The sequence below is a fragment of the Nonomuraea monospora genome, from assembly GCF_039531895.1.
GTDB classification, from domain to species: domain Bacteria; phylum Actinomycetota; class Actinomycetes; order Streptosporangiales; family Streptosporangiaceae; genus Nonomuraea; species Nonomuraea monospora.
The window spans coordinates 624,683-649,055 of record NZ_BAAAQX010000001.1 but is presented as its reverse complement, the minus strand read 5'-3'; the positions used below and the strand labels follow the sequence as shown (position 1 = coordinate 649,055).

Below are 24,373 nucleotides of genomic sequence, written 5' to 3'. Positions count from 1 at the left end.
TCACCAGGGGACATCTCCCGCATCCTCCATGAAGGCGGCGGTGGGACCGTTCTCGTCCAGGGTCGCCAGCTTGACGGCGATGGCCGCGCCCTGCTCGGCCGTGCGGAACCCCTGGTGCTGGTTGAGGTCGGTGGCGCAGTAGCCGGGGTTGGCGGCGTTCACCTTGATCGGGGTGTCCTTCAGCTCCTTGGCGTAGCCGACGGTGATCATGTTGAGCGCGCTCTTGGAGGAGTTGTACCCGACGATGTTGACCTCGGCGAACGGGCTGGCGGGGTCCGCCGCCATCGCCAGCGAGCCCAGCTCGCTCGACATGTTCACGATCCGCCCGGCCGGCGACCTGCGCAGCAGCGGCAGCATCGCGTTCGTCACCGTGACGACGCCGAACACGTTCGTCTCGTAGACCTCCCGCAGGTGCGCGGCCGTGGCCGCGCTGGGCAGGAAGCCCGCCGGGTCGCCGGTGACGCCGGCGTTGTTGACCAGGATGTCGAGCCGGCCGTACTCGCCGTCGATCCACTTCGCGGCGGCGGCCACGCTCTGCTCGTCGGTGACGTCGAGCCGGACGTACGGCTGCCCGAGCCGCTCGGCGGCGGCCCTGCCGCGCTCCTCGTCGCGCGCCCCCACGATCGTGGTGACGCCCTGCCCGGCCAGCAGCTTGGCGATCTCGAAGCCGATGCCCTTGTTGGCACCCGTGATGAGTGCGATCTTCTCCATGCCTCCACGTTCGACCGGCTCAGGGCGGTCGCGGGAGAGACCCGCAGAGGCTGGGATCAGCGGTACCACCCACGCAGGCGCGTTCCTCGCACAGGATGGAGGCATGAACCGCGACGAACTCGCCGAATTCCTCCGCGTCAGGCGCGCCCGCGTCACCCCCGCGGACGTGGGCCTGCCGGGCGGCGGCAACCGCCGCACCCCCGGCCTGCGCCGCCAGGAGGTCGCGCAGCTCGCGGGCATGTCGATCGACTACTACATCCGGCTGGAGCAGGGCCGCGGCCCGCACCCGTCCAGGCAGGTGCTGAACGCGCTGGCCAGGGCCCTCATGCTCGGCCACGACGAGCGCACCCACCTGTTCCACCTGGCGGGCCAGCCGCTGGACCCGCCGCGGATCAGGGAGGACGTCCCGCAGAGCATGCTGCACCTGATCGCGTTCCTGGACGAGGTGCCCGCGTACGTGCTCGACGCCCGCTACGACCTGCGCGCCTGGAACCCCATGGCCAGCACCCTCATGGGCAACCTGGACCGCCTGGACCCCGACCAGCGCAACGTGCTGCGCTGGGTGTTCATGTCGCCCGACATCGGCGAGCACTTCGACGACGAGGAGAAGGGCGCCTTCGCCCGCGCCTCGGTCGCCGACCTGCGCGCCGCCGCCGGCCGCTACCCCGGCGACCGGCGCATCAAGGCGCTGGTGGCGGAGCTGCTCGCGCTCAGCCCCGAGTTCGCCGAGCTGTGGTCCAGGCACGAGGTGCGCATCCGCAGGGAGCAGCGCAAGCGCATCCACCATCCGGTCGTCGGCACGATCGACACCATCTGCCAGGTCATGCCGGTGCCCGAGCGCGACGATCTCCGCCTGGTGCTCTACACCACCGAACCCGGCTCGTCGTCGCACCGGGCCTTGCGCGAGCTGCGGGAATTGACTCTAAGCTCATGAGATGCGAGCGGTTGCCTTTGACATCTTCGGTGGGGAGCTCGACGTGCGCGAGCTGCCCGATCCCGCCCCATCCCCGCACGGAGCGGTGATCAGAGTCGAGGCGACGGGGCTGTGCCGGTCCGACTGGCACGGCTGGCAGGGTCACGACGCCGACATCAAGGTCCTGCCGCACGTGCCGGGCCACGAACTGGCTGGCGTGGTGGAGGCGGTGGGCTCCGACGTGCGCGGCTGGCTGCCGGGAGCGCGGGTGACCGTGCCGTTCATCTGCGCGTGCGGCTCCTGCGCCGCGTGCGCCACCGGCGAGCAGCAGGTCTGCGAGCGGCAGACGCAGCCGGGCTTCACGCACTGGGGCTCGTTCGCCGAGTACGTCGCCGTCGACCACGCCGACGTCAACCTCATCCCCGTCCCCGAGGACATGGCCTACGTCACGGCGGCCGGCCTCGGCTGCCGCTTCGCCACCGCCTTCCGCGCCGTGGTCCAGGTCGGCGAGGTACGCCCCGGCGAGTGGGTGGCCGTGCACGGCTGCGGCGGCGTGGGCCTGTCGGCCGTGATGATCGCGACGGCGGCGGGCGCCCGGGTCGTCGCGGTGGACATCAGCAGCGACGCCCTGCACCTGGCCGAGCTGGCGGGGGCCACGCACTTCGTCAACGGCTCGGCCGGTGACGCGGCGGCCCAGGTCAGGGAGCTGACCAGGGGCGGCGCGCACGTGTCGATCGACGCGCTGGGCAGCCACGCGACGTGCGCCGCCTCCGTCGAGAGCCTGCGCCGCAGGGGCCGGCACGTGCAGGTCGGGCTGCTGCCCGGCGGGGCGACGCCGGTGCCGATGGACCGGGTCATCGGGTACGAGCTGCGGCTGCTGGGCAGCCACGGCATGGCCGCGCACGCGTACCCGCCCATGCTGGAGATGATCAGGGCCGGGATCCTGCACCCCGACCAGCTCGTCACGCGCACGATCGGGCTCGCGGACGCCGGCAAGGCGCTGGCCTCGATCGGCTCGGTGCCGGGCGTCACGATGATCACCCCCCGCTGATCAGTCGTCCGGCCGCACCCGCAGCGTCCTGAGCACCAGGGCCAGCATGCCGTGGTGGGCCACCAGCATGACCAGCTCGATCCGGCCCGCCTCGTCGTAGCGGTCGCACAGCGCCGCCCACGTCGCGTCCGTCAGGTCACCCGCGTAGTACAGGTCGTCGGCCACCTGGAGCACGAGCTGGTCCTCCACCGACCACAGCGCGTCCGGCCTGCGCACCAGCTCGACCTCCTGCTCGGTGAGGCCCGCCTCGCGGGCGAGCCGGGCGTGCCTGGCCCACTCGTAGGCGCTGTCGCAGTGGTGCGCGGTGCGCAGGACGGCCAGCTCGCGGTCCCTGGCGGGCAGCGTGCCGTCCTGGAGCGTGCCATGGAAGCCCCGCCAGCCCTGGTACAGCCGGGGGTGGCGGGCCAGGGTGGCGAACACGTTGTACGGGTGGCCCTTGGTGAAGTCGTCCCATTCCTCGGGCGGTAGTGGACGTACACGGGGTTTCATGTTCGTCAGCATCTCCCAATCGGCCAGACGCTTGGTAGGCCTCCCTCAGGGTACGAGCCGTCCGCGAAAGAACGGCTTGACGACCAAATACAAGTACTTTTCATGATTGGGTCAATACGGCAGGATTAAGGGGCCCGCAGACGTTGCAAGCCTGGTCGACCGCAAGGACGCATGGTGATTCGAACGTTGCTCGCTGAGGACATGAACCTGGTACGAGGCGCGCTTGTGGCGCTGCTGGCCTATGAAGAGGACATCGAAGTCGTGGCCGAGGTCGATCGCGGCGACCGCATCCTGGCCGCCGCCCGCGCCTCCCGCCCCGACGTCGCGGTGCTCGACTACGCCTTACCCGGCATGGACGGGGTCGCCGCCGCGAGCGTGCTGCACGAGAAGTTACCCGAGTGCGGGGTGCTCATCCTGACCGGCGTCGGCACACCCGGCCTGCTCAAAAGGGCGCTCGACGCGCACGTACGCGGCTTCATGGCCAAGGACGCGCCCCCCGGGCGGCTGGCGGACGGCATCCGCAGGGTCGCCGACGGCGAGCGGGTCATCGACTCCGAGCTGGCGATCGCGGCCATGCGGCCGGCGGAGGCGCCGCTGACGCAGCGCGAGATGGACGTGATCGGCGCCGCGGCGGACGGGGCGTCGGTCGGGGAGATCGCGGCCTCGCTGTACCTGTCCGAGGGAACGGTCCGCAACTACCTGTCCAGGACCACGGCCAAGCTCGGGGCGCGCAGCCGGATCGACGCCATCCGCATCGCCAGGGAGTCGGGCTGGATCTGACCGCCGGATATTCCGGCCGGATCCGGCCGCCGGGGGTTCAGGCCGGATCCGAGCAGCCCAGTTGCGCCGCCAGGAAGGCCAGGACGTCGGCGGCCAGCCCGACGGAGCGGCTGACCGCCCGCGCCCCGTGGCCCACGTCCGGCTCGTAACGCAGCAGGACCGGCCGCCCCCCGCCGCTCGCCCACTGCAGCGCCGCGCACATCTTGCGGGCGTGCATCGGGTCCACCCGCGTGTCGGCCGCCGCCACCGTGAACAGCGTCGCCGGATAGTCGGTGCCCTCGCGCACGTGGTGGTAGGGCGAGTAGTCGAGCAGCCAGCCGAGGTGCTCGGGGTCGTCCGGGTCGCCGTACTCGCCGGTCCAGGACGGGCCGAGGCCGCTGAGGTGGTAGCGGACCATGTCGAGCAGCCCCGCCGAGCAGACCACGGCGGCGAACAGGCCGGGCCGCTGGGTGAGGGCGGCGCCGACGAGCAGGCCGCCGTTCGACTCGCCCCAGATGCCGAGCTGCCCCGGGGTCGTCCAGCCGTCGGCGATCAGCTTCTCGGCGGCGGCCACGAAGTCGTCGAACACGTTCTGCTTGCGCTCCAGCATGCCGTCGCGGTGCCAGGCCTCGCCCTCCTCGCCGCCGCCGCGCAGGTTCGCGATGGCCAGCACGCCGCCCGCCTCGACCCAGGCCAGCGAGTCGGCGGCGTAGCCGGGCATGAGGGGGATGCCGAAGCCGCCGTACCCGCTGAGAATCGTCGGGCGCGGGCCGCCCTGGGAGGGGCGCGCGACGACGACCATGCGGACGGGGGTGCCGTCGGCGGAGACGTACTCGATGTGGTGGCTGCGCACCTCCGGCAGCCCGACCTGACCGGGCGGGGACGACCAGCGGGTGGTGGTGTCCGTGCGGGCGTCGTAGCGCCAGATCTCGGCGGGCGTGACGGCGTCGGTGTAGGCGAACCACGCCTCGGGGCCGCCGCCGGGGCGCGAGGTGAGCGAGGCGATCGAGCCGTTGCCGGGCAGCGGCACCGTCCCCAGCCGCTCCCCCGTGCGGGCGTCGTGCACGCCGATCTCACCGATCGCGTGCCGCGTCCTCGACACGAGCAGCCGGTCGCCGTCCAGCAGCGTGAACGCCCCCAGCACGGCCTCCTCGTCCTCCGGGATCAGCTCCCGCCAGACCGCCGGCGAGGCTGGGTCGGCCACGCAGAGCCTGCGGCGGGGGGCGTCGCGGTCGGTGAGCAGGTAGAGGCGGCCGTCGCAGGCCACCGCGCCGGCCGTGCGGGCGTTCGGGCTCTCCTGTACGGGGCGCGGCGCCGGATCCTCGCCCGCCAGGTCGGCCAGCCAGAGCGAGTTGCCCGACCCGGTGCCCGCCGAGATCGTCAGCCAGCGGCCGTCGGGGCTGATCTGCACGCCGTACGAGATCGCGCCCCTGGTGAACACGGGCACGTCAGCGTCGGCCGAGCCGATCGTGTGCAGGAACACGCCCTGCTGGAAGCGTACGTAGTAGAAGGACTCGCCGCCGGGCAGCCAGGCGACCGCCGAGTAGCGGCAGCCGCCGATCGGGCCGTCGACGACCTCGCCGGTGGCCAGGTCCCGCACGTACAGGCAGGCCTTCTCGTCGCCGCTGCGCGAGATCTGGTACGCCAGGCGGCGGCCCTCCAGGTCGGGCTGCCAGTCGTCCAGCGTCGTCAGCCCGCTGGGGTCCAGCTCCATGGGGTCCAGCACCACGCGGTCGTCGCAGCAGAGCACCGGGTGCTCCTGCGACGGCGACTGGCGCAGGTGGAAGCGCCTGACGCCGCGCCACACGGGCGGCGTGACCAGGCCCGTGTCCCTCAGCTCGGTCAGCCGCGCCAGGAACCGCTCCCGCCACGGCATGCTCTTGGCGCTGTCGCGCCAGAGCCGGTCCTGGGCGGCGAGCCAGTCCTGGGTGCGCGGGTCGACGGGGTCCTCCAGCCACCGGTACGGGTCCGCGATCTCGTGGCCGTGGCGGCGTTCGGTGAGGGGGAGGCGTTCGGCGGGCGGGAAGTCGTCTGGAAATCTCATGACACGGGCTCCGGGTGCCAGTGGCCGGCCAGGTCGGCGTACAGGGGTGAGGTCCTGATCAGCTCCTCGTGGGTGCCGATCGTGATCCGGGTGCCGTCCATGAGCAGGATGCGGCGCGCGCGCAGGGCTGAGGTGAGGCGGTGGGCGACCACGACGAGCGTGCCGCCCCTGCGGGCGAACGCGGCCTCGGCTCTCGCCTCGGTGACGGGGTCGAGGTGGCAGGTGGCCTCGTCCAGGATGATCAGGGACGCGGGGGCCAGGTAGGCGCGGGTCAGGGCGATGAGCTGGCGCTGGCCCGCCGAGAGCGCGCCCGGCTCGACCTGCGCGTCATAGCCGCCCAGCTCCTCCACGAAGTCTGCCAGGCCGACAGCGTCGACCGCCTCCGCCAGCCCGGCGTCCGCCGCTTCGACGTCCGCCGGCCCGCTGCCCGTTCGCAGGTAGTAGAGCAGGTTCTCCCTGAGCGTGCCCCTGAAGACGTACGCCTCCTGCGGGATCAGCACGCGGACGGCGGGATCGAGCCGGTCGGCGGGCACGCCCCCCACCAGCACCTCGCCTTCGCCTGGCCGCAGCACGCCGCTGATCAGGGAAGCGAGTGTGGACTTGCCCGCGCCGCTCGGCCCCACGACCGCCAGATGGTCGCCCTCGGGAATCGTCAGGTCCAGGCTCTCCAGCACGGGCGCGGAGTGCGGGCCGTAGGCGAAGGTGACCGCGCCGAGCCTGACCTCTCCACCGGACGGGCGGATCGCGGGCAGTGCGGGAGCGGGGGCCGGAGCCATGGTGAGGATGCGGCCCAGCGACACGGCGAGCCGCACCCCGGCCACACCGAGCCCCTGCACGAGCCCGCCCAGCGCGGGAGCCAGCGACTGCGTCACGTAGGCGAGCGTGCCGACGACCACCCCGGCTCCCACCCCGCGCTCCAGCAGCCACGGCGTTCCCGCCAGGACCAGCACGACCGGCAGCCAGCCGCCGGCGGCCAGGGCCGCGGTGCGGACGGCGCTCACCCGGGCCAGCGTGCGCGCGGCGGCGGCCTGCGCGCCGACCCGGCGGCCGAGCCGTCCCGTGACGTCCTCGCGCAGCCCGCACGCCTCGATGTCGCGCAGCCCGCCCGCCATGCCGGCCATCGCCTCGGCCAGCCGCTCGTCGGCCACGAGGTAGGCGCGCTGCCGCCTGGCGAGCGCGGGCAGCGAGGCCAGGAAGAGCGCGAGCCCGGCCAGGAAGGGCGGCATGACCAGCACGAGCGTCTCCGGGGCCAGGGTCAGCAGCCCCAGCACCACGCTGACCACGGTGAACACGAAGCCGCGCACGGTCGTGACCACGGCGGCGAAGGCGTCCCTGGCCAGCTCGACCTGGAGCCCCGCCCTGGCCACGGCGGCGCTGTCACGGCCGGTGCCCGTCCTGATCGCGCCCTCGACGACCCGGGTCAGCAGGTCGTCCCTGAACGGCTCCGCCACCGCGGCCACCGCCAGCACGACCTGCCGCGCGGCCACGGCCCCTGCCAGCCACGCCAGCCCGAGCGCCGCCAGCCAGATGAGGCCGGTCAGCGGCTGGGCCTGGGCGAAGCCGTCCTCGATGGCGCGGGCGACGGCGTGCCCGATCAGGAACGCGGGCGCCGCCTCGACCACCGACCAGAGCCCCAGCCTGACGAGCTGCTTCGGCTCCCGGCGCAGGGCGCGGACGAACGGGTTCATGGCGCGGCTCCCTCGGCTTCACCGGCCCGCTCGGCTCCCTGGAAGACCTCGCGGTAGGCCGGGTCCTGCCACAGGACGTGGTGCGGGCCGCGGGCGCGGACCGTACCGCCGTCGAGCCAGACCACCTGGTCGGCGCGGGCGGCGGTGGCGAGGCGGTGAGCCGCGATGAGGCGGGTGCGGCCGCGGTCGTCGGTGGTGAGGGCCTGGCCGACCTGGCGTTCCGTCACGGTGTCGAGGCTGGAGGTGGCGTCGTCGAGCACCAGCAGCCGCTCCCCCTGGGCGAACGCCCTGGCCAGGCCGATGCGCTGCCGTTCGCCGCCGGACATGGGGGCGTCGGCGAGCGGGGTGGCGTAGCCGAGCGGGAGCCTGCGGATGAACGCGTCCGCGCACGCGGCCCGGGCGGCGTCCGCGAGCGGCTCTTCCTGAGCGAGCGGCGGCTCGGGCCGGATGGGCGCGCGGGCGGGAGCGAGCGGCGGTTCGGGTTTGATGGCGTCGCCGATCGTCTCGCCGACCAGCACCGGCCGTTCGAAGGCGTAGCCGATGGCCCGCCGCAGCTCCTCCTCCGCCAGCTCCGGCAGCGGCACGCCGTCGAGCAGCACCGCCCCGCGCTCGGGCTCGACCAGCCGCCCGGCCAGCGCCGCCAGCAGCGACTTGCCCGCCCCGGAGCGCCCGACCACGGCGGTCACGGAGCCGCCGGGAAGCGTGAGGTCGCCGACGGTCAGCCCGTTCGCGGCCACGTCGCGGAACTCGACCGCGCCGGGGCCGGCGGGCAGGGTGCGGGAGCCGTACCGGACGGGTGGGAGTTCGAGGATCTCGGCCACCCGTCCGGCGGCTGCGCGCGCCCTGGCCAGGCCGCCGATGTGGCCCAGCGCCGTGCTGAGCGAGGCTCCGAGCACGGCGTAACGCGCGGCGGCGTAGAGCTCTCCGACGGTGAGGTCGCCCGCGGCGAGCATGAGCCCGCCGACGGCGAGGACGGTGACCTCCAGCAGCGGCATGACCAGCCCGGACCGGACGGTGGCCGAGGCGTTGGCCCGCCACAGCGCCATCCCGTGATCGCGCAGCCGGGGCAGCGGCGCGAGGACGCGGCGCGCCTCGCGTTCGGCCGTCCCGGCGGCGGCGATGGTGCGGGCGCCGCCGAGCGCCTCCACGAGGCGGGCGGCGATCTCGCCCTGCACCTCCTGGTAGCCGCCCGCGAGCGTGGTCGTCCTGCGGAGGAAGGCACGCAGGACGAGGAGGATCAGCACGATGCCCGCCCCGAGCGTCAGCGTCAGGACGGGAGCGATGAGGGTGAGCGCGACCAGCGCGCCCGCCGTGGGCACGAGCAGGGCGAGCGCGCTGGTCACCGTTTCCGGCGCCCTGCCGACCTCCTCGGCGTTCAGGCCGGCCCGGGTGACGAGCTCGCCTTCCGGGAAGCGGCGGGTGGCCGCCGAGCCGGTGCCGAGTACGTGCCGCAGCACGCCGGTCCGCAGGATCGCGGCGGCGTGGGCGCCGCTGGCGCCGCGCGCCCACACGCCGATGCTCTCGCAGAGCATGACGGCGGCGACGGCGCCGGCGCAGAACGCCAGCCAGTGGGTGCCTGCCGGCTGGCGCGTCGAGAAGGCTTCCACGGTGGCGTCCACGGTGCGGCCGATCAGGTACGGGATGGCCAGCTCTCCGGCCGCTCCCACGACTGCCGTGCCGGCCAGCACGGCGGGCCATGGGCCGCTGCGCCGTACCGCGCCGATCACCAGCCGGTCTCCTGCCCGCACGCGGCGCCTCCTTCGAATCAATGTCCCCGCGCCGTGGCGACCGGCGCGGGGACGTTTGTGCTCGATATCAGTGGCAGAGAGCGACACTGAGGTTGCTGGGCGCGCCAGAGTGGCAGGAGAGAACGGTCAGCGTGCTGCCGCCGCTGGCCACGTCGCTGGCCGCGGGAGCCTCAAGACCCTGCAGGTCGAGAAGTACCATGTCGTACACCTCCTTCCGTGGTGTAGTGGGGGTGAGGCCGCTCGGGCGCGGCCTCGAGGAACGGCAACTGGCAGGGTCTTTCGCCCATCACCACACCGAGGGCGAAGAGCACGCCGGCCGTTCCGGTCGCGAAATCCATGGACAGGCGCAGGAGCTGGTCGCCGGGGAAGGCCAGGCCTCCGGCGTGCGGCAGCGCGTGCCACCGCAGCCCCTTCACCAGTTCGGGCACGTTCCCCGCGCCGGCCACGATGAGCCCGGCGCGGCCGGTGAACAGCCCGGCCTGCACGAAGAAGCGCGCGCGTCCGGCGAGCCGCAGCTCGGCCAGCGCTGTCTCGAACGCCTCGTCGTGCCGGTGCCGCAGGTAGCGCTCCAGCACGAGCGCGATCCCCGCGGACCCTTCATCGAGGTACGGCAGCAGCCGCCACCCCTGGTTGACCTGGAGCGAGCCGTCCTCCGAGTGGCGGCAGCGCCGCAGGTCCTGCTGGAGCGCGGTGGCCGCCAGGTCGAGCAGCGCCGAATCGCCGGTGCGCTCGTAGGCGTGCACGAACAGCAGGGCGGGCCCTGACGAGCCGTGCATGAGCCCGGCGCGCGGGTTGGTGCCGCCGCTGATCTCGGGCACGGGGGTGCCGAGCCGCTCGGCGCAGATGTCTGCCGCGCGCAGGGCCAGGTCGGTGTGCCCGAAGTGGAGGAGGTTCAGCCCGATGCCGGACAGGCCGGAGATGAGCGCCGATTCCAGGCGGTCCCATTTCTCGCGCAGGCAGACCTCGACGAGGTCGTGCGCGTCTTCCCGGTGTCCGAGCACGTCGAGCACGTACGCGATGCCGTGTAACCCGTCGTACAGGCCGAGCCCTGAGCCCTGGACGGGGCGGCGGGCCCGGTCGCGCAGCCAGCGCTCGTACTCGGGGAAGGGCCCGAGGCCCGTGCTGTGCAGGGCGAACAGCACGCCGGCGGCGCCGTGCGCGAGGTTGAGCCCGCCGCCTGGCTGGAACTGGGCCACGTCGCCGGGGAAGAGCCGGTCGTCGCGGCCGGGAGTGGCGCTGGCCGTGATGGCCTTGGCCAGCCGTTCCCGCAGGTCGGGCCAGTCTGTGAGGTCCGGCAGGTACGCGGCGGGGTCGTGCTCGGCGCCTGCGCCGGCGATGGTGGCGACGGCCGCGTCGATCATCCCGTGGGGTACGGGGAACGTCTCCTTGACGAGCTGCCCGAGGTGGGCCACCTTCGGCCGGTGCAGCGGCAGCATGATCGTGCACTGCGGCGCGAACAGCCCCAGGCGCAGGCAGGCCAGCGCGTACCGGTCCACGTCCACGCCCTGCCGGTCGGGCGGCGCGGCGAAGGCGGGGTGGGCGAGCGCGGCGCGCGCCCTGTCCTCGGCGAGCGTGGCGACCTCGTAGTCGATCAGCGCCACCCGGCCGTCGTCGGTCAGCAGGATGTTGTCGGGGTGCAGGTCGCCGAAGACGACCCCGCGCTCGTGCAGCGAGCCGACCGCGCGGGCCACCTCCTCCAGCGTCTCGACCGCCCACTCGGTGTACTCGGCCAGGTCCTGCTCGGTGCAGGTGGCGCGGGTGAGCGGGTAGCGGTGCACGAGCCTGCGCTGGAGCGGCGTGCCGTCCACGAACTCCTGGACGAGGAAGTGGTGCTCGCCGAGCGTGAAGTAGCCGAGCAGCGCGGGGGCGGCGGGCAGCCCTGCGAGGCGTTCGAGGATGTCGCGCTCGTGCTCGATCCTGGCGACCGCGTCGCGGCCGGCGGTGTCGAGCCCGGCGTGCGGCCTGGCCTCCTTGAGCACCACGCGCTCGCCGGTCCGCTTGTCGCGGCCCAGGTAGACGCCGCCGCCGTTGGAGAAGTGCAGGACACTCTCGATGGTGTACGGCAGATCAGTCGTCGTCACGGAGTTGCGCGCGGCGAGCTGCGGCTCCAGGAACGAGGGGAGCGTCGTCCACGGCGGCACCGAGAAGGTGGCGCCCCGCACGTCGGGCACGAGCGCGCCGTCCTCGTCCTCGACGGCGAGCACGCGCTCGCCCGACGGCGACAGGCAGTGGCGCTCGGCGAAGCCGCCGTACCTGACGAACAGCGGGCCGTCGTTGTAGCGCAGGTCGCTGAGGATGTACGGGCCGCGCACGTCGCGCAGTAACTCGTCGAGCTCCTTGAGGATCAGCTCCAGTTGCGCCTCGTCACGCGGGTAGACGGTGATGAGCTTGCCGCTGGAGGCGCGGGAGGCCGCCTTCGAGTTCACCATGACGTGCACGGGCATGCCGCGCAGGAACTTGAACGCGATACCGCGCGGCAAACAATAGTCCCAAACGGCTTCAATGGCTTTCTCGGCGTCCTCGACGCGGGCGGAAACGTGAATCTTCCAGCCCTGCGAGGGCAGCGGCGGCTCGTTGTCCGGGGCGAAATAGCACCAGGTGTCGGTGCGTGCCGAGGACCAGCCGGCGGGCACTGATCTGTGCAGCATGGAAAAGTCGGCGTCCACTGCCGTGCTGTGCTCAAGGGTGTCATAGAAACACTGGTCAACCAGGCAATAGAGCTCGTACTTGTCCATTTGGCCGGAACCTCCAGGGCGGTGTGTCAAGTAGCTTCCCGCCGCCGGGGGTGGTCCGGCTAGTCACATTTCACAGCACCCATACGTGGCTCTGTGAGGGGCATTTGTTAAATCCACATCATTGACCGTTATTTCTTTCGTGGGACGTACACGCTGAAAGTGAATTGGCCGGTCCTGGAGGAGGTGGCCTCCAGCCAGCCGCCGAGGATGGAGACGCGGTCGGCCAGGTTCAGCAGGCCCTGTCCGGCGTCGCCGGGGCGGCGCGGCGGGCGTACCCCGTCGTTCCTGATCGTCAGCCGCACCATGTGGTCACGTTCCAGAAGATGCACCGAGCACTGGCGGGCCTCCGCGTGGCGCAGCACGTTCGTGACGCCCTCGCGCAGGGCGTGCGTGAGCGCCTCCTCCACGTCGCCGGGCAGGTCGCGGCAGGACACCCTGATCTGGCAGCGCACCCGCGCCGACTCCAGCAGCGAGCGCGCCGAGCCCAGCTCGGCCGCCAGCGAGGAGCTGCGCAGGCCGTGCGCCACGGCCCTGACGTCGGTCGACAGGTTGCGCAGCAGCTCCAGTGTCTCGCTCACCTCGGTCTGCGCCTTCACGTCCCCCTCTGCGACCAGCCGCTCCAGGAGCTGCACCTTCAGCACCAGCACCGTCAGCCGGTGTCCGACCAGGTCGTGCAGGTCGCGGGTGAAGCGGCGGCGCTCCAGGGCGACCGCTCTGCGCATGACGTCGGTACGCGCCTCGCCGAGCCGCTCGGCCTGCTTGGCCAGGGTGATCATGGCGTACTCGGCCACGCCGACCATCGGGGAGACCAGCGCCCAGAGCGGGTCGATCATCGACCGGTCGGGGGAGGCCAGCACCACCGGCCCGCACGCCAGGGCCAGCAGCACCAGCACGGTCGAGCGGATCCGGCCCGCCATCACCAGCAGCGCGCCCGTCAGCAGCCCGCACACCGGGATCCACGCCGCGCCGAACACGGTCAGCGGCAGGTAGGTCAGCCATGCCTGCACGGCCACGATCCACCAGGCGCCCGCACGGCGTACCGGGGTCTCGGTGACGAACTTGACGTGCAGCGCCACCAGCACGAGCAGCGCCACCAGGCCCTGCGCCAGCGCGCCCGCCCCGGCCAGCCCTGTGATGACCGGCGCCGACACCCCCGCGATCACCGCCGTCAGGCCGAGGCCGCCCACCCAGGAGGGGGAGGAGAAGTCGCGCAACGCGGCGCGCAGCCCCTTGCGCCCGGCGGCCCTCCGCTCGGCACGCAGGCGTCTTCGCCGCCTGGCACGCAGGTCGCGCAGCTTGGCCAGCCCCCGGGTGACGAGTCCGCGGTGTGTGTCCTTCACCTCACCCCCGGTGTGCGTTCAGGTCTTCCGGATCAGGCACGTCCACGGTTTTGCAACGTTCCTCCAATCGACCTGATCATCGTCATCCGTGTAAAGGTCGTTTCCGCTTTTGGACAAGTCTGACTTCCCGTACACCCGCTGGTTAATGGCGACATATCTGGTCATATGGTGAGCGTCATGGAGTACACGCGACTGGGTAACTCAGGTTTGAAGGTCTCCCGCCTGTGCCTGGGCATGATGAGCTACGGCGACCCCGCCAAGCAGCAGTGGGCGCTCGCGCAGGACGAGGCGGAGCCCCTCGTCCGCAGGGCCGCCGACGCCGGAGTGACGTTCTTCGACACCGCCGACGTCTACAGCGACGGCGCGAGCGAGGTCGTGACCGGCGGCGCGCTGCGCGCGATCTTCCCCCGGCGGGAGGACTACGTGCTGGCGACGAAGGTGTACTTCCCGATGGGCAAGGGGCGCAACGACCGCGGCCTGTCGCGCAAGCACATCCTCGACGCCATCGACGCCTCGCTCACCCGGCTCGGCACCGACTACGTGGACCTCTACCAGATCCACCGATGGGACGACCACACGCCCATCGAGGAGACCATGGAGGCGCTGCACGACGTGGTCAGGGCGGGCAAGGTCCGCTACCTCGGCGCGTCCAGCATGTGGGCCTGGCAGTTCGCCAAGGCGCAGCACGCCGCCGAGGCCGGCGGGTGGACGAAGTTCGTCTCCATGCAGAACCACTACAACCTCCTCTACCGCGAGGAGGAGCGCGAGATGCTGCCGCTCTGCGCCGACCAGGGCGTGGGCGTGATCCCCTGGAGCCCGCTGGCGCGCGGGGTGCTGGCCAGGGCCGGGTCCACCGCCACGACCACCAGGACGGGCTCCGACGAGCGCATCGACTTCCTGTACGACCCCGAGAACGACAAGCTGATCATCGACAGGGTGGCGCGGGTGGCGGCCGATCGCGGGCTGCCGGCGGCGCAGGTCGCGCTGGCCTGGGTGCTGCATCGGGCCGAGATCACGGCGCCGATCGTGGGGGCCACCAAGGAGCGGCACGTGGATGACGCGGTGGCCGCCGTGTCCGTGCGGCTGTCGGAGGAGGAGGTGGCGTTCCTCCAGGAGCCTTACCGGCCGCGCGAGGTCCGCTTCTGACCGTCGGATCGTCGTACCTGCTTCGTCCTGGCGGCTTTGTCGGAGCGGCCCTCTAAGGTATGGGGCATGCGGGCTAACGAGGAAGCGGCGGCGGCGCTGCAGGAGTACGCGGAGCTGTTCGCGCTCTGCGGCGGTGACGCGTTCCGGGTGCGGAGCTACCAGAAGGCGGCCAAGGCGATCGCCGGTTTCCCCGAGGACATCTCGGTCGTCGACGTGCGCTCCGTGCCCGGGGTGGGCGAGGCCATCGCCAAGAAGATGGAGGAGTTCCTGCAGCGCGGCAGCTTCCGGCAGCTCGACGACCTGCGGGGCCGCGTCCCCGACGGCGTGCGGCGGCTGACCAGGGTGCCCACGCTCGGCCCCAAGACGGCCATCATGCTGTTCGAGGACTACGGCATCGACTCCACCACCGCGCTGAGCGAGGCGATCACCTCGGGCCGGCTCGACGGCGTCAAGGGCCTCGGCCCGAAGACCCTGGCCAACCTGCTCAAGGGCATCGAGCAGCTTGAGCAGTCGGGCCGCCGGGTGCACATCGGCGTCGCCATGTCCCTGGCCGAGCAGGTGATGGGCTCGCTGAAGGCCGAGCGCATCGCGTACGCCGGGTCGCTGCGGAGGATGAAGGACCTGATCGGCGACATCGACATCCTCGCGGTGGCGCCCGAGTCCATCATGGAGGACTTCCGCGCGCAGCCGTACGTCGCCGACGTCATCGCGGCGGGCGACAAGAAGACCTCGATCCGCACCACGTCCGGCCTCCAGGTCGACCTGCGCGTGGTGCCGGCCGCCTCGTGGGGCGCGGCCATGCAGTACTTCACCGGCTCCAAGGAGCACAACGTCGCCATCAGGGAGATGGCGGTCAAGAAGGGCTGGAAGCTGTCGGAGTACGGGCTCTTCGAGGGCGAGCGGGTGATCGCCGCCGAGTCCGAGGAGGACATCTACGACGCCCTCGGCATGCAGTTCGTGCCGCCGCCGATGCGCGAGGACGGCGGCGAGGTCAAGGCCGCGCTCGCCGGCGAGCTGCCCGTGCTGGTCGAGCTGGCCGACCTCAAGGGCGACCTGCACACCCACACCGACCTGACCGACGGCATCGCCTCGCTGGAGGACATGGTGGCGGCCGGTCACGCCCGCGGCTACGCCTACTACGCGGTCACCGACCACGCGCCCGACCTGGCGATGCAGCGCATGACCCTCGACAAGGCCCTCGAACAGCGGAGCCGGGTCGCCGAGCTGCAAGCGAAATATCCCGACATGCGGCTGCTGCACGGCTCCGAGCTCAACATCGCCCCCGACGGCTCCGTCGACTGGCCCGGCGAGGTGCTGCGCGAGTTCGACGTGTGCGTGGCCTCGGTGCACTCGCACTTCGGCATGTCCCGCGACGAGATGACCCGCCGCTTCATCACCGCCTGCGAGAACCCGTACGTCGACATCATCGGCCACCCCACGACCCGCAAGATCGGCAAGCGGGAACCCGTGGACGCCGACTGGGACGCCGTCTTCCGCGCCGCCGCCCGCACCGGCACCGCCATGGAGATCGACTCCTTCCCCGACCGCTCCGACCTCCCGTCCGACCTGGTGCGGCTGGCCAAGCACCACGGCGTCAAGTTCTCGATCGACAGCGACTCGCACGCCATCCCGCACCTGGCCAACCAGCGGTTCGGAGTGGGCATCGCCCAGCGGGCCTGGCTGACCACCGACGACGTGATCAACACCTGGCCGCTGGAGCGACTGCTGGCCTTCCTGGGACGCTGATCACTGCCCCGACCAGGGCTGGAGCCGGTTGCGCCAGATCCAGTCGCCCTTGTGGTCCCCGGTCTTGATCCGCACCCAGTGCTCGGCCCCACGCCCTCTTGCGGCGCACGTGGTCTTGACCGGGCTCTCCGTGGGGGGCAGCTCAGCCGTTCTACGGTGCTTCTTGCCGGGGCCGAGCCTGATGGGGGCCGCATCGGCCGTCTGGTTGACGTAGTGGCACGTCGGAGACTGGGACTGGAGTCGGGGCTGGGCGGTCGCGGTGGCCGGGGTCACGGGGGTGATGGCGAGTGCGGCGCCCGCTAGGAGGTGGGTTGCGGCTCTCATGAGCGTCCCCCTGCTCTCCGGTACGACCTTGACGCCATATGCATGCACATCTTGAGACACCCTTGACCTGCCTTTGACGCCTGCTCCTCCCTGCCCTTCCCCCCGCCGACGCCCCGGCTGGGCGTTGGGGTGGGGGCGGGGCCGGGTAGGGCTATGGGCGAGATGTGTGGAACGTTCCCGTGACGCCACGCTAGATTTTGGGGCAATGGGGAGGCGCGCAGGAGGCGTGAGGCGATTAAATGGTTTCCAGGTAGGAAATTGGTACTAGGAGGTGACGCTCCATGAAGCAAGCCACCGCGGCGATCGTGAAGCCGCTGCCCGACCACCTGTTCCGGGTGCACGGCAACAGCGCCGAGATGCGCTGGGAAGCCATGGCGGGTCTCGGCTACCACACCCCGAACGACCGCTTCTTCGTCCGCAACCACACCTTCACCCCCCTCATCGACGTCACCACCTGGCGGCTGGCCGTCCACGGCGACGGGGTGCGATGTCCGCGCGAGTTCAGCTACGAGGAGCTGCGCGCCATGCCGTCCCGCACGTACGACGTGGCGATCGAGTGCGCGGGCAACGGACGGCGCTTCTACCGGACGCAGCAGCACGACGGCGCTCCCGGCACCCAGTGGGCGCTGGGCGCGATCGGGGTGGCGCGGTGGCGCGGGGTGCCGCTCAAGCACCTCCTCGCCCAGGCCGGAGTGCGCCCCGAGGCGGTGGACGTGCTCCCCACCGGCCTCGACGCCCCCTTCGATGACCATGGTCACGTACGCCGGCCGCTGCCCGTCGGCAAGGCTCTGGACGACGTGCTCGTCGCCTATGAAATGAACGGCGTTCCGCTGCCGCCCGACCATGGATTTCCGGCACGGCTGGTGGTGCCGGGTTGGGTGGGAATAGCGTCGATCAAATGGCTCGGCGACCTAGAAGTTTCAACGACGCAGCTCTTCACGCCGTGGAACACGGTCTTTTACGCCGACGTCACCACGCAGCCGATCAAGAGCGCTTTCGAGCTCCCCTGGTATGCCCGCCTGCCCGTCGGCGGCCCGCACATCCTGCGCGGGCGGTCGTGGTCGGGGCAGGGCAGGATCGTCCGCGTGGAGGTCAGCTTCGACGGCGGGCTGAGCTGGCGCCCAGCGGAACACCACGGGAAACACCTGGCCAGAGCCTGGCTGCCGTGGCACGTCGCGTGGGCTCCGCAGCGTACGGGCACCCGCCTGCTCATGGCGCGCGCCACCGACGAGACCGGCACCACGCAACCGCTCACCACCCCGCGCCACCCCTTCGGATACCACTTCGACGCGGTCGTGCAACACCCCGTTCACGTCGTCAATGGATAGGAAATTGTCACCGATCCGGGCTGAGCTGGCGATTTCCTTTATCGTCCGTACGACGCACTGGAATTCATCTGAAAGACTCGCGCAGAAACCTTCCGGAAATCCCCTCGTGTGAGGCTGTCCGCACCAGGGAAAAGGAGAGCTGATGCTGCGCCAGCTGACCGCACTCGACGCCCAGTTCCTCAATGTCGAAACGCCGACCACCGCCGCGCATGTGGCGGGGCTGGCGATACTCGACTCGGCGGACGGCGCGGTCACCAGGAGCGCGCTGGCACAGCTCCTCCTCGACCGTGTCCACCTCTCCCCCGCACTCAGCCTGCGCCTGGCCGAGGTCCCGCTCGGCCTCGACCACCCCTACTGGGCCGCCGACCCCGACTTCGACATCGACAACCACCTCTTCGAGATGACCCTTCCCCTGCCGGGCGACCACTGGCAGCTCGCCGACGCCGTCGCCCAGATCCACGCGCGGCGGCTCGATCGGGCGCATCCGTTGTGGGAGATGCATCTGATCAATGGGCTGGGTGAGGGGAAGGTGGCCGTCTACACGAAGGTGCATCACGCGGCGATCGACGGGGTCTCGGGCGCGGAGACCCTCGCCACGCTGCTCGATCTGACGCCGGACGGGCATTTGACGTCGTCGGCACGGCGCCGGGCAAAGGCGGCTCCACCGGCGGCCTCGGCGGGGGTCCCGGACCGAGCCAAGGCCACAGCTCCGGCTCCGGCTCCGGCTCCGGCTCCGGCGTCAGCCTCGACCCCAGCCCTGACCACAGTCCTGGTTTCGGACCCAGCTCCGGCCCCTGCGCCGAGCACGACCGCAGGCCCGAACTCGGACTCGGCCTCGACACCAGCCGCAATCAGCGCCCCCAACTCCGACCCCGCCCGCCCGCGCGACAACACCCCCACCCTCCTCGACATGCTGACCGGGGCCGCGCTGCGGACCGCCACTCACCCCGTCCGCGCCGTCCAATCAGCCGTGAGAGCCGCAGGCGACCTGGACGCCATCCCCGTCGTAGGAGCCCTCCCCGGCGCGAAGCTGGTGGCGAAGGCAGCCCGCATGGTGACCCGCGACCAGCACCACCGCCCCGACCTTCCGGCCCTCGTCGTCCCCCGCACCCCGCTCAACGGCCCCATCAGCGCCCGCCGCCACCTCTCCTTCGGCTCGCTCTCGCTCAAGGACGTGAAGAACGTCGCCAAGGCCAACGGCATGAGCGTGAACGACGTCGTCATGTCCCTGTGCACCTCGGCGATGCGCTCGTGGCTGCGTGAGCGGGACGCGCTGCCCGAGGCCCCGCTGGTGGTGGCCGTCCCGGTGGCGGTGCGCAGGGCGAAGGCGAAGGACCTCGTCGGGAACCAGATCTCGGCCATGGTCGCCCCCATGCCCACGAACCTCCCCGACCCGGTGGAACGCCTCCAGGCCGTGGGCACCGCGATGGGGAGGGCGAAGCGGCGTTTCGCGCTGGCGCCGGCGACGTGGTTGCAGGAGTTGTGCTCGCTCCTGCCCGCGCCCGTGACGAGCCTCGCCACTCCGGCGATCTTCCGGCTGGCGGGCATGGCGTGCCCGCCGGTCAACCTCATCGTCAGCAACGTGCCCGGCCCGCAGTTCCCGCTGTACATGTGCGGGGGACGCGTCCTGTCGTACTATCCGATGTCCGTTCTGACCGACATGAGCGGCGGGCTGAACATCACCTGCTTCTCCTACGACGGCATGCTCGACTTCGGCATCGTGGCCTGTCCCGAGCGGGTGGACGACGTGTGGGGTCTGCTGGAGCACCTGCGTACGGCGCTCGACGAGCTGCTAGACGAGCGAGTGGGCGATGAGTTCCGCGACGGCGTCGGGGTCGATCTGGTGGCCCGTTAGCTGGCAGAGGTTCTCCTGGTAGATCAGGATGGCGGCGAACGTGGCCGCCGCGACCTCCAGCCGGGCCGCGTCGCCGCGCGCGCCGGGCAGGGCCAGGCCGAGGGCGAACCGGGCGCGTCTGACGAGCTCGCCGTTGAGGCGGCCGAGCCGTTCCTTGACGGAGCCGTGCGTGTCGGCCTCACGGAACAGGATGCGCCGCATGGCCGGTGAGGCGCGCAGCGGCAGGACGCGCCCCAGCCGGGACAGTGTGCCCGCCGGATCGCCCGGCACCGCGTCGACCTCCCGATCGTCCTCCTCGACGTGGGTGCGCTCGTTCACCAGAGCGACCAGTACGTCGATCTTGCGGGGGAAGTAGTCGAAAATCAGCTCCTTGGGCACTTTCGCGAACTTCGCGATGACCGCAGTGGGAGTGGCCTCATATCCGCCACCCGCGAAGAGCTCCTCGGCCGCGTCCAGGATGCGCGTGCGCGCGTCACCGATCACCACAGCTCGAACCATAGTCCCACCTGCGAGTCCATCGCCATCGCGGCGAAGCGAGAGGCGTCTGCCGAGCCCTGCTCGGTCACGCCCAGTCTCTCTTCCCACTCCTTCCGATGCCGGACGAATCGGGTGAACTCTCCACACCGCACACCTCAACTGCCGAGTCACAGATGTAGCATGTGAGACATAAATGTCTCAAACGATACGCAGGTGTGTAGATGGCAGCGACCCGTGACCACATCATGAAGTTGGCGATCCAGCATCTGAACGAGAGCCCCGCCGCCTCCATGGCGCAGCTCGCGGAGGCCGCGGGGGTCAGCAGGGCCACCCTGCACCGCCACTTCAGCAGCCGCGACGACCTGATGCTGGCCCTCGCCCACCGCGCCTACGACCAGTGGGGGGACGTCCAGGTCAGCAGCGGCATGGTGGCGGCGACCGCGTCCGCCGGTCGCGAGGAGCTGGAGCAGGCGATGGACGCGCTGCTCACGGGGCTGATCGAGGTGGCGGACGCCTACGGGTTCGGGCTGACCGACGACCGGCTGGCGACCCATCCCGAGCTGAGACGGCGAGGCGACGAGCTGGAGGAGCGCGAGGTCGCGTTCTACGCCGCCGCCCAGTGCGCCGGCCTGCTCCGGGCCGACCTGCCGGCCCGCTGGATCAGCAACGTCGTCTACGGCCTGCTCGTGGCCGTCCGAGAAAGCCTGCGCAACGGCGACGTCGCGCGCCGCGACGTGCCGCGACTGCTGATCGGCACGTTCCTGGACGGCGCCGCACCCCAGCACCAAACGCAGCCTCCGCAGCAGGCACGGCCTCAGCAGCAGGCGCGGCCTCAGCACCAGGCACAGGCTCCCCAGGAGGCACGGCCTGAGCACCAGGCGTGGCCCCAGCAGCAGGCGCAGCCTCCGCAGCAGGTGCAGTCTCGGCAGCAGGTGCGGGGGGAGGAAGGATGACGATCACCACGCCGCCGCCGGTCTCGTCGAGGAGGCGGTGGGCGGGGCTCGCGGTGCTGTCGGCCAGCGTGCTGCTGGTCGTCATGGACATGACCGTGCTGAACGTCGCCCTCCCCGCCATCTCGGCGGACCTGCGTCCCGAGTCGATCGAGCTGCTGTGGATGGTGGACGCGTACGCGCTGGTCCTGTCCGGGCTGCTGGTCACGGTGAGCGCGCTGGGCGATCGGTGGGGCCGGAAGCGGATGCTGATGACGGGGTTCGCGGTGTTCGGGGCGGCGTCGCTGGCCGTGCTGGCCGCCGGCAGCCCGCTGGAGGTGATCGCGGTACGGGCGCTGCTCGGCGTCGGCGGTGCGATGATCATGCCGTCCACGCTGTCGATGATCCGGAACCTGTTCACCGACCCCCGCGAGCGCGCCAAGGCCCTCGGCGTGTGGTCGGCGATGGCCGCCGTCGGCGCCGCGCTCGGGCCCGTCGTGGCGGGCGTGCTGCTGGAGCACTTCAGCTGGCACGCCGCGTTCCTGGTGAACGTGCCCGTCATGGTCCTGGCGATCGCCTTCGGCCTGTTCCTGCTGCCCGAGACCAGGAACCCGGCGCCGGGCCGCTGGGACGCCCTCGCCACACTGCTGTCGATGGCGGGCATGGTCACCCTGGTCTACGCGATCAAGAACTTCGGCAAGTACGGCCTCACCTCCCCCGGCGCCCTGGTGGCGGCCGTGGTGGCGGTGGTGGCGCTGGGCTGGTTCGCGGTGCGGTGCCTGCGCAGGCCCGATCCGCTGCTGGAGTTGAGGCTGTTCCGCAGCCCGCCCTTCTCTGCCGGGGTCATGACGGCGCTCGTCACGTCCATCGCGATGGCCGCCGTGTTGCTGCTGCTCGCGCAGTGGATGCAACTCGTCCAGGGGTACGGGCCGCTGGAGACGGGCATCCGGCTGCTGCCCGCCGCGCTGGCCGCCGTCGTCGCCTCGCCGCTCGCCCCGTCGCTGGCCGCGCGCGTCGGAGCCCGTACGGTGCTGGCCGGCGGGCTGGCGCTGACGGGGCTGGCGTTCCTGCTGCTGTGCGTGGCGCCGAGCCCGCTGGGGTACTGGCCGGTCGCTGTCGCGCTGACGCTCATCGGCCTCGGGAACGGCTCGCTCGCCATCGCCTCGGCCGCCATCATGTCCGGCTCGCCGGCGGCCAAGTCGGGCAGCGCTGCCGCCATCGAGGAGACCAGCTACGAGCTGGGCGGGGCGCTCGGCGTAGCCGTCCTCGGTAGCGTCGCGGCCGCCGCGTATCGGGGCGAGGTGGCGTATGCGGGGCCCGGGGCGGATGCCGTGCGGGAGTCGCTGGGCGGGGCGCTCGACGTGGCCCGGGAGCTGGGAACGGCGGGCGGGCGGCTCGCCGAGCAGGCCACGGCGGCGTTCACCGACTCCCTCGTGCTGACCAGCGGGGTGGCGGCTCTGGTGCTGGCGTTGGGGACGGTGGCGGTGTGGTGGCTCACGCCGCGCGACCTCGACGTGTCATCAGCCGACCACCACTGAGGCGCTCTACGGGCGTGGAGGGCTTGGCCGCAGCACGGCATTACGCGACCTGGCGCTGTGGGACGCGGCGCGGTGCGGCACGGGCGAGGCGAGGGGCGAGAGGCGAGGCGAGGCGCTGTACGAGCGCGGGGCGCGAGGCGCGGCGCGGCGCAGGGGGACGCAGCGCAGGGGGACGCAGCGCAGGGGGACGCAGCGCAGGGGGACGCAGCGCAGGGGGACGCAGCGCAGGGGGACGCAGCGCGAGGCGAGGCGCGGGGCGCAGCGCGGCGTGGGGCGCAGCGCGGCGTGGGGCGCAGCGCGGCGTGGGGCGCAGCGCGGCGTGGGGCGAGGCGCGGGGCGCGGCGGCGTGTGGGACGCGGCGCGGTGCGAGGTGAGGGGCGAGGCGCTGTACGGGGCGCGAGGCGGGGCAAGGGGGGCGCGGCGCGGTGCCGGCGTGAGGCAGGGTGAGGCGCGAGGCGAGGCGCGGGGCGCGTGGGGCAAGGCGCTGCGAGGGCGGGGCGCAAGGCCAGGCGCGGGGTGAGGCGCGGGGCGAGGCGCGGCGAGGGCGCGGCGGGTGGGCGGGTTAGCGGTCGGGGCCGGCGACCTGTTCGGCCACGCGTCCGATCCGCGCGAGCCGCGCCAGCGCCGGCCGCGCCAGCACCTCCCCGATGTCATGCAGGGCGACGATCAACTCCTCCACCCCATCGAGCGGCATGTCAGGCTCCCTGCTCAGCAGCACCCCCCGATAGTCCTCGGGAGACACCGCCCCACCAGGCAGCTCGATGCGATCGTTCTCCACCCGGAACAACACGGGCACGGAGGTGTCGAGCACCAGCGCGAGCGCGGTCAGCTCGGCCGCCGTGAAGGCGCGCTGCCCCCGCTCCGCCTGGTGGACGGCCTGGCGGCTCCATGGCCGGTCCAGGTAGCGCCCCAGCCCTTCGCCCAGCTCCGTCAGCGACATCCGGCGCTCTGCGCGCAGCCGGGCGATCTGCCGCCCGATGGCCTCTTCTACCCGCATGCCATCACCCCTTCGCACCGGTTGTCATTCTGCACTATGACACCGACAGGTGGCCATTGACAGCGTGTCAGCCGCCGCAGTACCGTGTAAATGCACAGAGTTCCCCGTCAATGTAGTCGATGACACGAGCGATGGTGAGGCGCGAAATGCAGGACATCGTCATTGAGGTGGTCGGACCGGTCGGCGATTGCGCCGTGCTCAAGGTCGCCGGCGAGGTCGACGTGTTCACCGCCCCCAAGCTACGCGAGCAGATCATCGACCTGGCCGCCAAGGGCACCGTGCACGTCATCGCCGATCTGGGCTCCGTGCAGTTCCTCGACTCGACCGGGCTGGGCGTGCTCGTCGGCGGGCTCAAGAGGCTGCGGACGCAGGACGGGTCGCTCGCGCTCGTCATGACCACCGACCGCATCTCGCGGATCTTCAAGATCACCGGGCTGACCGCCGTGTTCAAGTCGTACGCGTCCACTCAGGAGGCGATCGCGGCCGACCCGCACTGGACGCAGGCCGTCGAGAGCGAGGCGGGCGGCGTCGCGGAGTGGTGCGCGCGGAACGGGC

At 71.9% G+C, this 24,373-nt stretch carries 20 protein-coding genes and 1 pseudogene; 10 read left to right on the top strand and 11 right to left on the bottom strand.

What is annotated here, in order from left to right:
* A complete protein-coding gene (locus ABD331_RS02960) occupies positions 1–711 on the bottom strand; it encodes an SDR family oxidoreductase (protein WP_344470623.1) in 711 nt (236 codons plus the stop codon).
* 103 nt (positions 712–814) lie between these two features.
* On the opposite strand from ABD331_RS02960, the gene ABD331_RS02955 reads away from it, so the two are divergent.
* Both ABD331_RS02955 and ABD331_RS02950 read left to right on the top strand, forming a co-directional pair.
* On the top strand, positions 815–1,645 hold the full coding sequence (locus tag ABD331_RS02955; RefSeq protein ID WP_344470622.1) for a helix-turn-helix transcriptional regulator: 831 nt from the start codon (positions 815–817) through the stop codon (positions 1,643–1,645).
* 1 nt (position 1,646) lies between these two features.
* Positions 1,647–2,675, top strand: a complete 1,029-nt coding sequence (locus tag ABD331_RS02950) for a zinc-dependent alcohol dehydrogenase family protein (RefSeq protein ID WP_344470621.1) — start codon at positions 1,647–1,649, stop codon at positions 2,673–2,675.
* On the opposite strand, the gene ABD331_RS02945 is transcribed toward ABD331_RS02950, so the two are convergent.
* Positions 2,676–3,164, bottom strand: a complete 489-nt coding sequence (locus ABD331_RS02945; protein WP_344470620.1) for a carboxymuconolactone decarboxylase family protein — start codon at positions 3,162–3,164, stop codon at positions 2,676–2,678.
* 171 nt (positions 3,165–3,335) lie between these two features.
* On the opposite strand from ABD331_RS02945, the gene ABD331_RS02940 reads away from it, so the two are divergent.
* A complete protein-coding gene (locus tag ABD331_RS02940) occupies positions 3,336–3,944 on the top strand; it encodes a response regulator transcription factor (RefSeq protein ID WP_344470619.1) in 609 nt (202 codons plus the stop codon).
* A 37-nt stretch (positions 3,945–3,981) separates the two neighbouring features.
* On the opposite strand, the gene ABD331_RS02935 is transcribed toward ABD331_RS02940, so the two are convergent.
* From ABD331_RS02935 to ABD331_RS02910, 6 genes are all read right to left on the bottom strand, one after another.
* The gene (locus ABD331_RS02935) at positions 3,982–5,967 is read right to left on the bottom strand and encodes a prolyl oligopeptidase family serine peptidase (protein WP_344470618.1); all 1,986 of its coding nucleotides are present in this window, start codon (positions 5,965–5,967) and stop codon (positions 3,982–3,984) included.
* Positions 5,964–7,655 (bottom strand): ATP-binding cassette domain-containing protein, encoded by a 1,692-nt coding sequence (locus ABD331_RS02930; protein ID WP_344470617.1) that lies wholly within the window; start codon positions 7,653–7,655, stop codon positions 5,964–5,966. The genes ABD331_RS02935 and ABD331_RS02930 overlap by 4 nt, the downstream gene beginning before the upstream one ends.
* Entirely contained in the window at positions 7,652–9,403 is a 1,752-nt protein-coding gene (locus tag ABD331_RS02925) for an ABC transporter ATP-binding protein (RefSeq protein ID WP_344470615.1), read from the bottom strand. Before ABD331_RS02925 ends, ABD331_RS02930 begins: the two co-directional genes overlap by 4 nt.
* A 67-nt stretch (positions 9,404–9,470) precedes the next feature.
* Entirely contained in the window at positions 9,471–9,602 is a 132-nt protein-coding gene (locus ABD331_RS02920) for a SapB/AmfS family lanthipeptide (protein WP_148433900.1), read from the bottom strand.
* Positions 9,574–12,138 carry a class III lanthionine synthetase LanKC gene (gene lanKC, locus ABD331_RS02915; RefSeq protein ID WP_344470614.1) on the bottom strand — a complete coding sequence of 855 codons (2,565 nt, stop codon included), beginning with the start codon at positions 12,136–12,138 and terminating at the stop codon, positions 9,574–9,576. The genes ABD331_RS02920 and lanKC overlap by 29 nt, the downstream gene beginning before the upstream one ends.
* Positions 12,139–12,266: 128 nt before the next feature.
* Positions 12,267–13,478, bottom strand: coding sequence for a sensor histidine kinase (locus ABD331_RS02910; protein WP_344470612.1), 1,212 nt, complete (start codon positions 13,476–13,478; stop codon positions 12,267–12,269).
* 177 nt (positions 13,479–13,655) lie between these two features.
* On the opposite strand from ABD331_RS02910, the gene ABD331_RS02905 reads away from it, so the two are divergent.
* Positions 13,656–14,624 (top strand): aldo/keto reductase, encoded by a 969-nt coding sequence (locus tag ABD331_RS02905; RefSeq protein WP_344470611.1) that lies wholly within the window; start codon positions 13,656–13,658, stop codon positions 14,622–14,624.
* Between the two features lie 66 nt (positions 14,625–14,690).
* Positions 14,691–16,370 (top strand): DNA polymerase/3'-5' exonuclease PolX, encoded by a 1,680-nt coding sequence (gene polX / locus ABD331_RS02900; protein ID WP_344470610.1) that lies wholly within the window; start codon positions 14,691–14,693, stop codon positions 16,368–16,370.
* Here polX and ABD331_RS02895 read toward each other — a convergent pair whose 3' ends face one another.
* On the bottom strand, positions 16,371–16,694 hold the full coding sequence (locus ABD331_RS02895; protein ID WP_344470609.1) for a hypothetical protein: 324 nt from the start codon (positions 16,692–16,694) through the stop codon (positions 16,371–16,373).
* Between the two features lie 281 nt (positions 16,695–16,975).
* Between ABD331_RS02895 and ABD331_RS02890 the strand changes: the two genes are divergently transcribed.
* Both ABD331_RS02890 and ABD331_RS02885 read left to right on the top strand, forming a co-directional pair.
* The gene (locus ABD331_RS02890) at positions 16,976–18,022 is read left to right on the top strand and encodes a sulfite oxidase (protein WP_344470608.1); all 1,047 of its coding nucleotides are present in this window, start codon (positions 16,976–16,978) and stop codon (positions 18,020–18,022) included.
* 142 nt (positions 18,023–18,164) lie between these two features.
* The gene (locus tag ABD331_RS02885; RefSeq protein ID WP_344470607.1) at positions 18,165–19,877 is read left to right on the top strand and encodes a wax ester/triacylglycerol synthase domain-containing protein; all 1,713 of its coding nucleotides are present in this window, start codon (positions 18,165–18,167) and stop codon (positions 19,875–19,877) included.
* Here ABD331_RS02885 and ABD331_RS02880 read toward each other — a convergent pair.
* On the bottom strand, positions 19,815–20,363 hold the full coding sequence (locus ABD331_RS02880) for a TetR/AcrR family transcriptional regulator (protein ID WP_344470606.1): 549 nt from the start codon (positions 20,361–20,363) through the stop codon (positions 19,815–19,817). The genes ABD331_RS02885 and ABD331_RS02880 overlap by 63 nt on opposite strands.
* Before the next feature lie 212 nt (positions 20,364–20,575).
* Between ABD331_RS02880 and ABD331_RS02875 the strand changes: the two genes are divergently transcribed.
* A complete protein-coding gene (locus ABD331_RS02875) occupies positions 20,576–21,307 on the top strand; it encodes a TetR/AcrR family transcriptional regulator (RefSeq protein WP_344470605.1) in 732 nt (243 codons plus the stop codon).
* Positions 21,304–22,821 carry an MFS transporter gene (locus ABD331_RS02870; protein ID WP_344470604.1) on the top strand — a complete coding sequence of 506 codons (1,518 nt, stop codon included), beginning with the start codon at positions 21,304–21,306 and terminating at the stop codon, positions 22,819–22,821. The genes ABD331_RS02875 and ABD331_RS02870 overlap by 4 nt, the downstream gene beginning before the upstream one ends.
* Positions 22,822–23,383: 562 nt before the next feature.
* On the opposite strand, the gene ABD331_RS02865 is transcribed toward ABD331_RS02870, so the two are convergent.
* On the bottom strand, positions 23,384–23,818 hold the full coding sequence (locus tag ABD331_RS02865; RefSeq protein ID WP_148433911.1) for a helix-turn-helix domain-containing protein: 435 nt from the start codon (positions 23,816–23,818) through the stop codon (positions 23,384–23,386).
* A 146-nt stretch (positions 23,819–23,964) separates the two neighbouring features.
* Between ABD331_RS02865 and ABD331_RS02860 the strand changes: the two are divergent.
* Positions 23,965–24,297 (top strand): annotated as a pseudogene (locus tag ABD331_RS02860) (STAS domain-containing protein); the annotation flags it as partial.
* Positions 24,298–24,373 lie beyond the last annotated feature (76 nt).

What these genes read in the sequence shown, in the direction of transcription:
- ABD331_RS02865 (WP_148433911.1), bottom strand. Translation starts at nt 23,818, where the DNA reads ATGCGGGTAGAAGAGGCCATCGGGCGGCAGATCGCCCGGCTGCGCGCA.
- ABD331_RS02960 (WP_344470623.1), bottom strand. Translation starts at nt 711, where the DNA reads ATGGAGAAGATCGCACTCATCACGGGTGCCAACAAGGGCATCGGCTTC.
- ABD331_RS02945 (WP_344470620.1), bottom strand. Translation starts at nt 3,164, where the DNA reads ATGAAACCCCGTGTACGTCCACTACCGCCCGAGGAATGGGACGACTTC.
- ABD331_RS02955 (WP_344470622.1), top strand. Translation starts at nt 815, where the DNA reads ATGAACCGCGACGAACTCGCCGAATTCCTCCGCGTCAGGCGCGCCCGC.
- ABD331_RS02875 (WP_344470605.1), top strand. Translation starts at nt 20,576, where the DNA reads ATGGCAGCGACCCGTGACCACATCATGAAGTTGGCGATCCAGCATCTG.
- ABD331_RS02950 (WP_344470621.1), top strand. Translation starts at nt 1,647, where the DNA reads ATGCGAGCGGTTGCCTTTGACATCTTCGGTGGGGAGCTCGACGTGCGC.
- ABD331_RS02885 (WP_344470607.1), top strand. Translation starts at nt 18,165, where the DNA reads ATGCTGCGCCAGCTGACCGCACTCGACGCCCAGTTCCTCAATGTCGAA.
- ABD331_RS02905 (WP_344470611.1), top strand. Translation starts at nt 13,656, where the DNA reads ATGGAGTACACGCGACTGGGTAACTCAGGTTTGAAGGTCTCCCGCCTG.
- ABD331_RS02940 (WP_344470619.1), top strand. Translation starts at nt 3,336, where the DNA reads ATGGTGATTCGAACGTTGCTCGCTGAGGACATGAACCTGGTACGAGGC.
- polX (WP_344470610.1), top strand. Translation starts at nt 14,691, where the DNA reads ATGCGGGCTAACGAGGAAGCGGCGGCGGCGCTGCAGGAGTACGCGGAG.
- ABD331_RS02890 (WP_344470608.1), top strand. Translation starts at nt 16,976, where the DNA reads ATGAAGCAAGCCACCGCGGCGATCGTGAAGCCGCTGCCCGACCACCTG.
- lanKC (WP_344470614.1), bottom strand. Translation starts at nt 12,138, where the DNA reads ATGGACAAGTACGAGCTCTATTGCCTGGTTGACCAGTGTTTCTATGAC.
- ABD331_RS02920 (WP_148433900.1), bottom strand. Translation starts at nt 9,602, where the DNA reads ATGGTACTTCTCGACCTGCAGGGTCTTGAGGCTCCCGCGGCCAGCGAC.
- ABD331_RS02935 (WP_344470618.1), bottom strand. Translation starts at nt 5,967, where the DNA reads ATGAGATTTCCAGACGACTTCCCGCCCGCCGAACGCCTCCCCCTCACC.
- ABD331_RS02870 (WP_344470604.1), top strand. Translation starts at nt 21,304, where the DNA reads ATGACGATCACCACGCCGCCGCCGGTCTCGTCGAGGAGGCGGTGGGCG.
- ABD331_RS02930 (WP_344470617.1), bottom strand. Translation starts at nt 7,655, where the DNA reads ATGAACCCGTTCGTCCGCGCCCTGCGCCGGGAGCCGAAGCAGCTCGTC.
- ABD331_RS02895 (WP_344470609.1), bottom strand. Translation starts at nt 16,694, where the DNA reads ATGAGAGCCGCAACCCACCTCCTAGCGGGCGCCGCACTCGCCATCACC.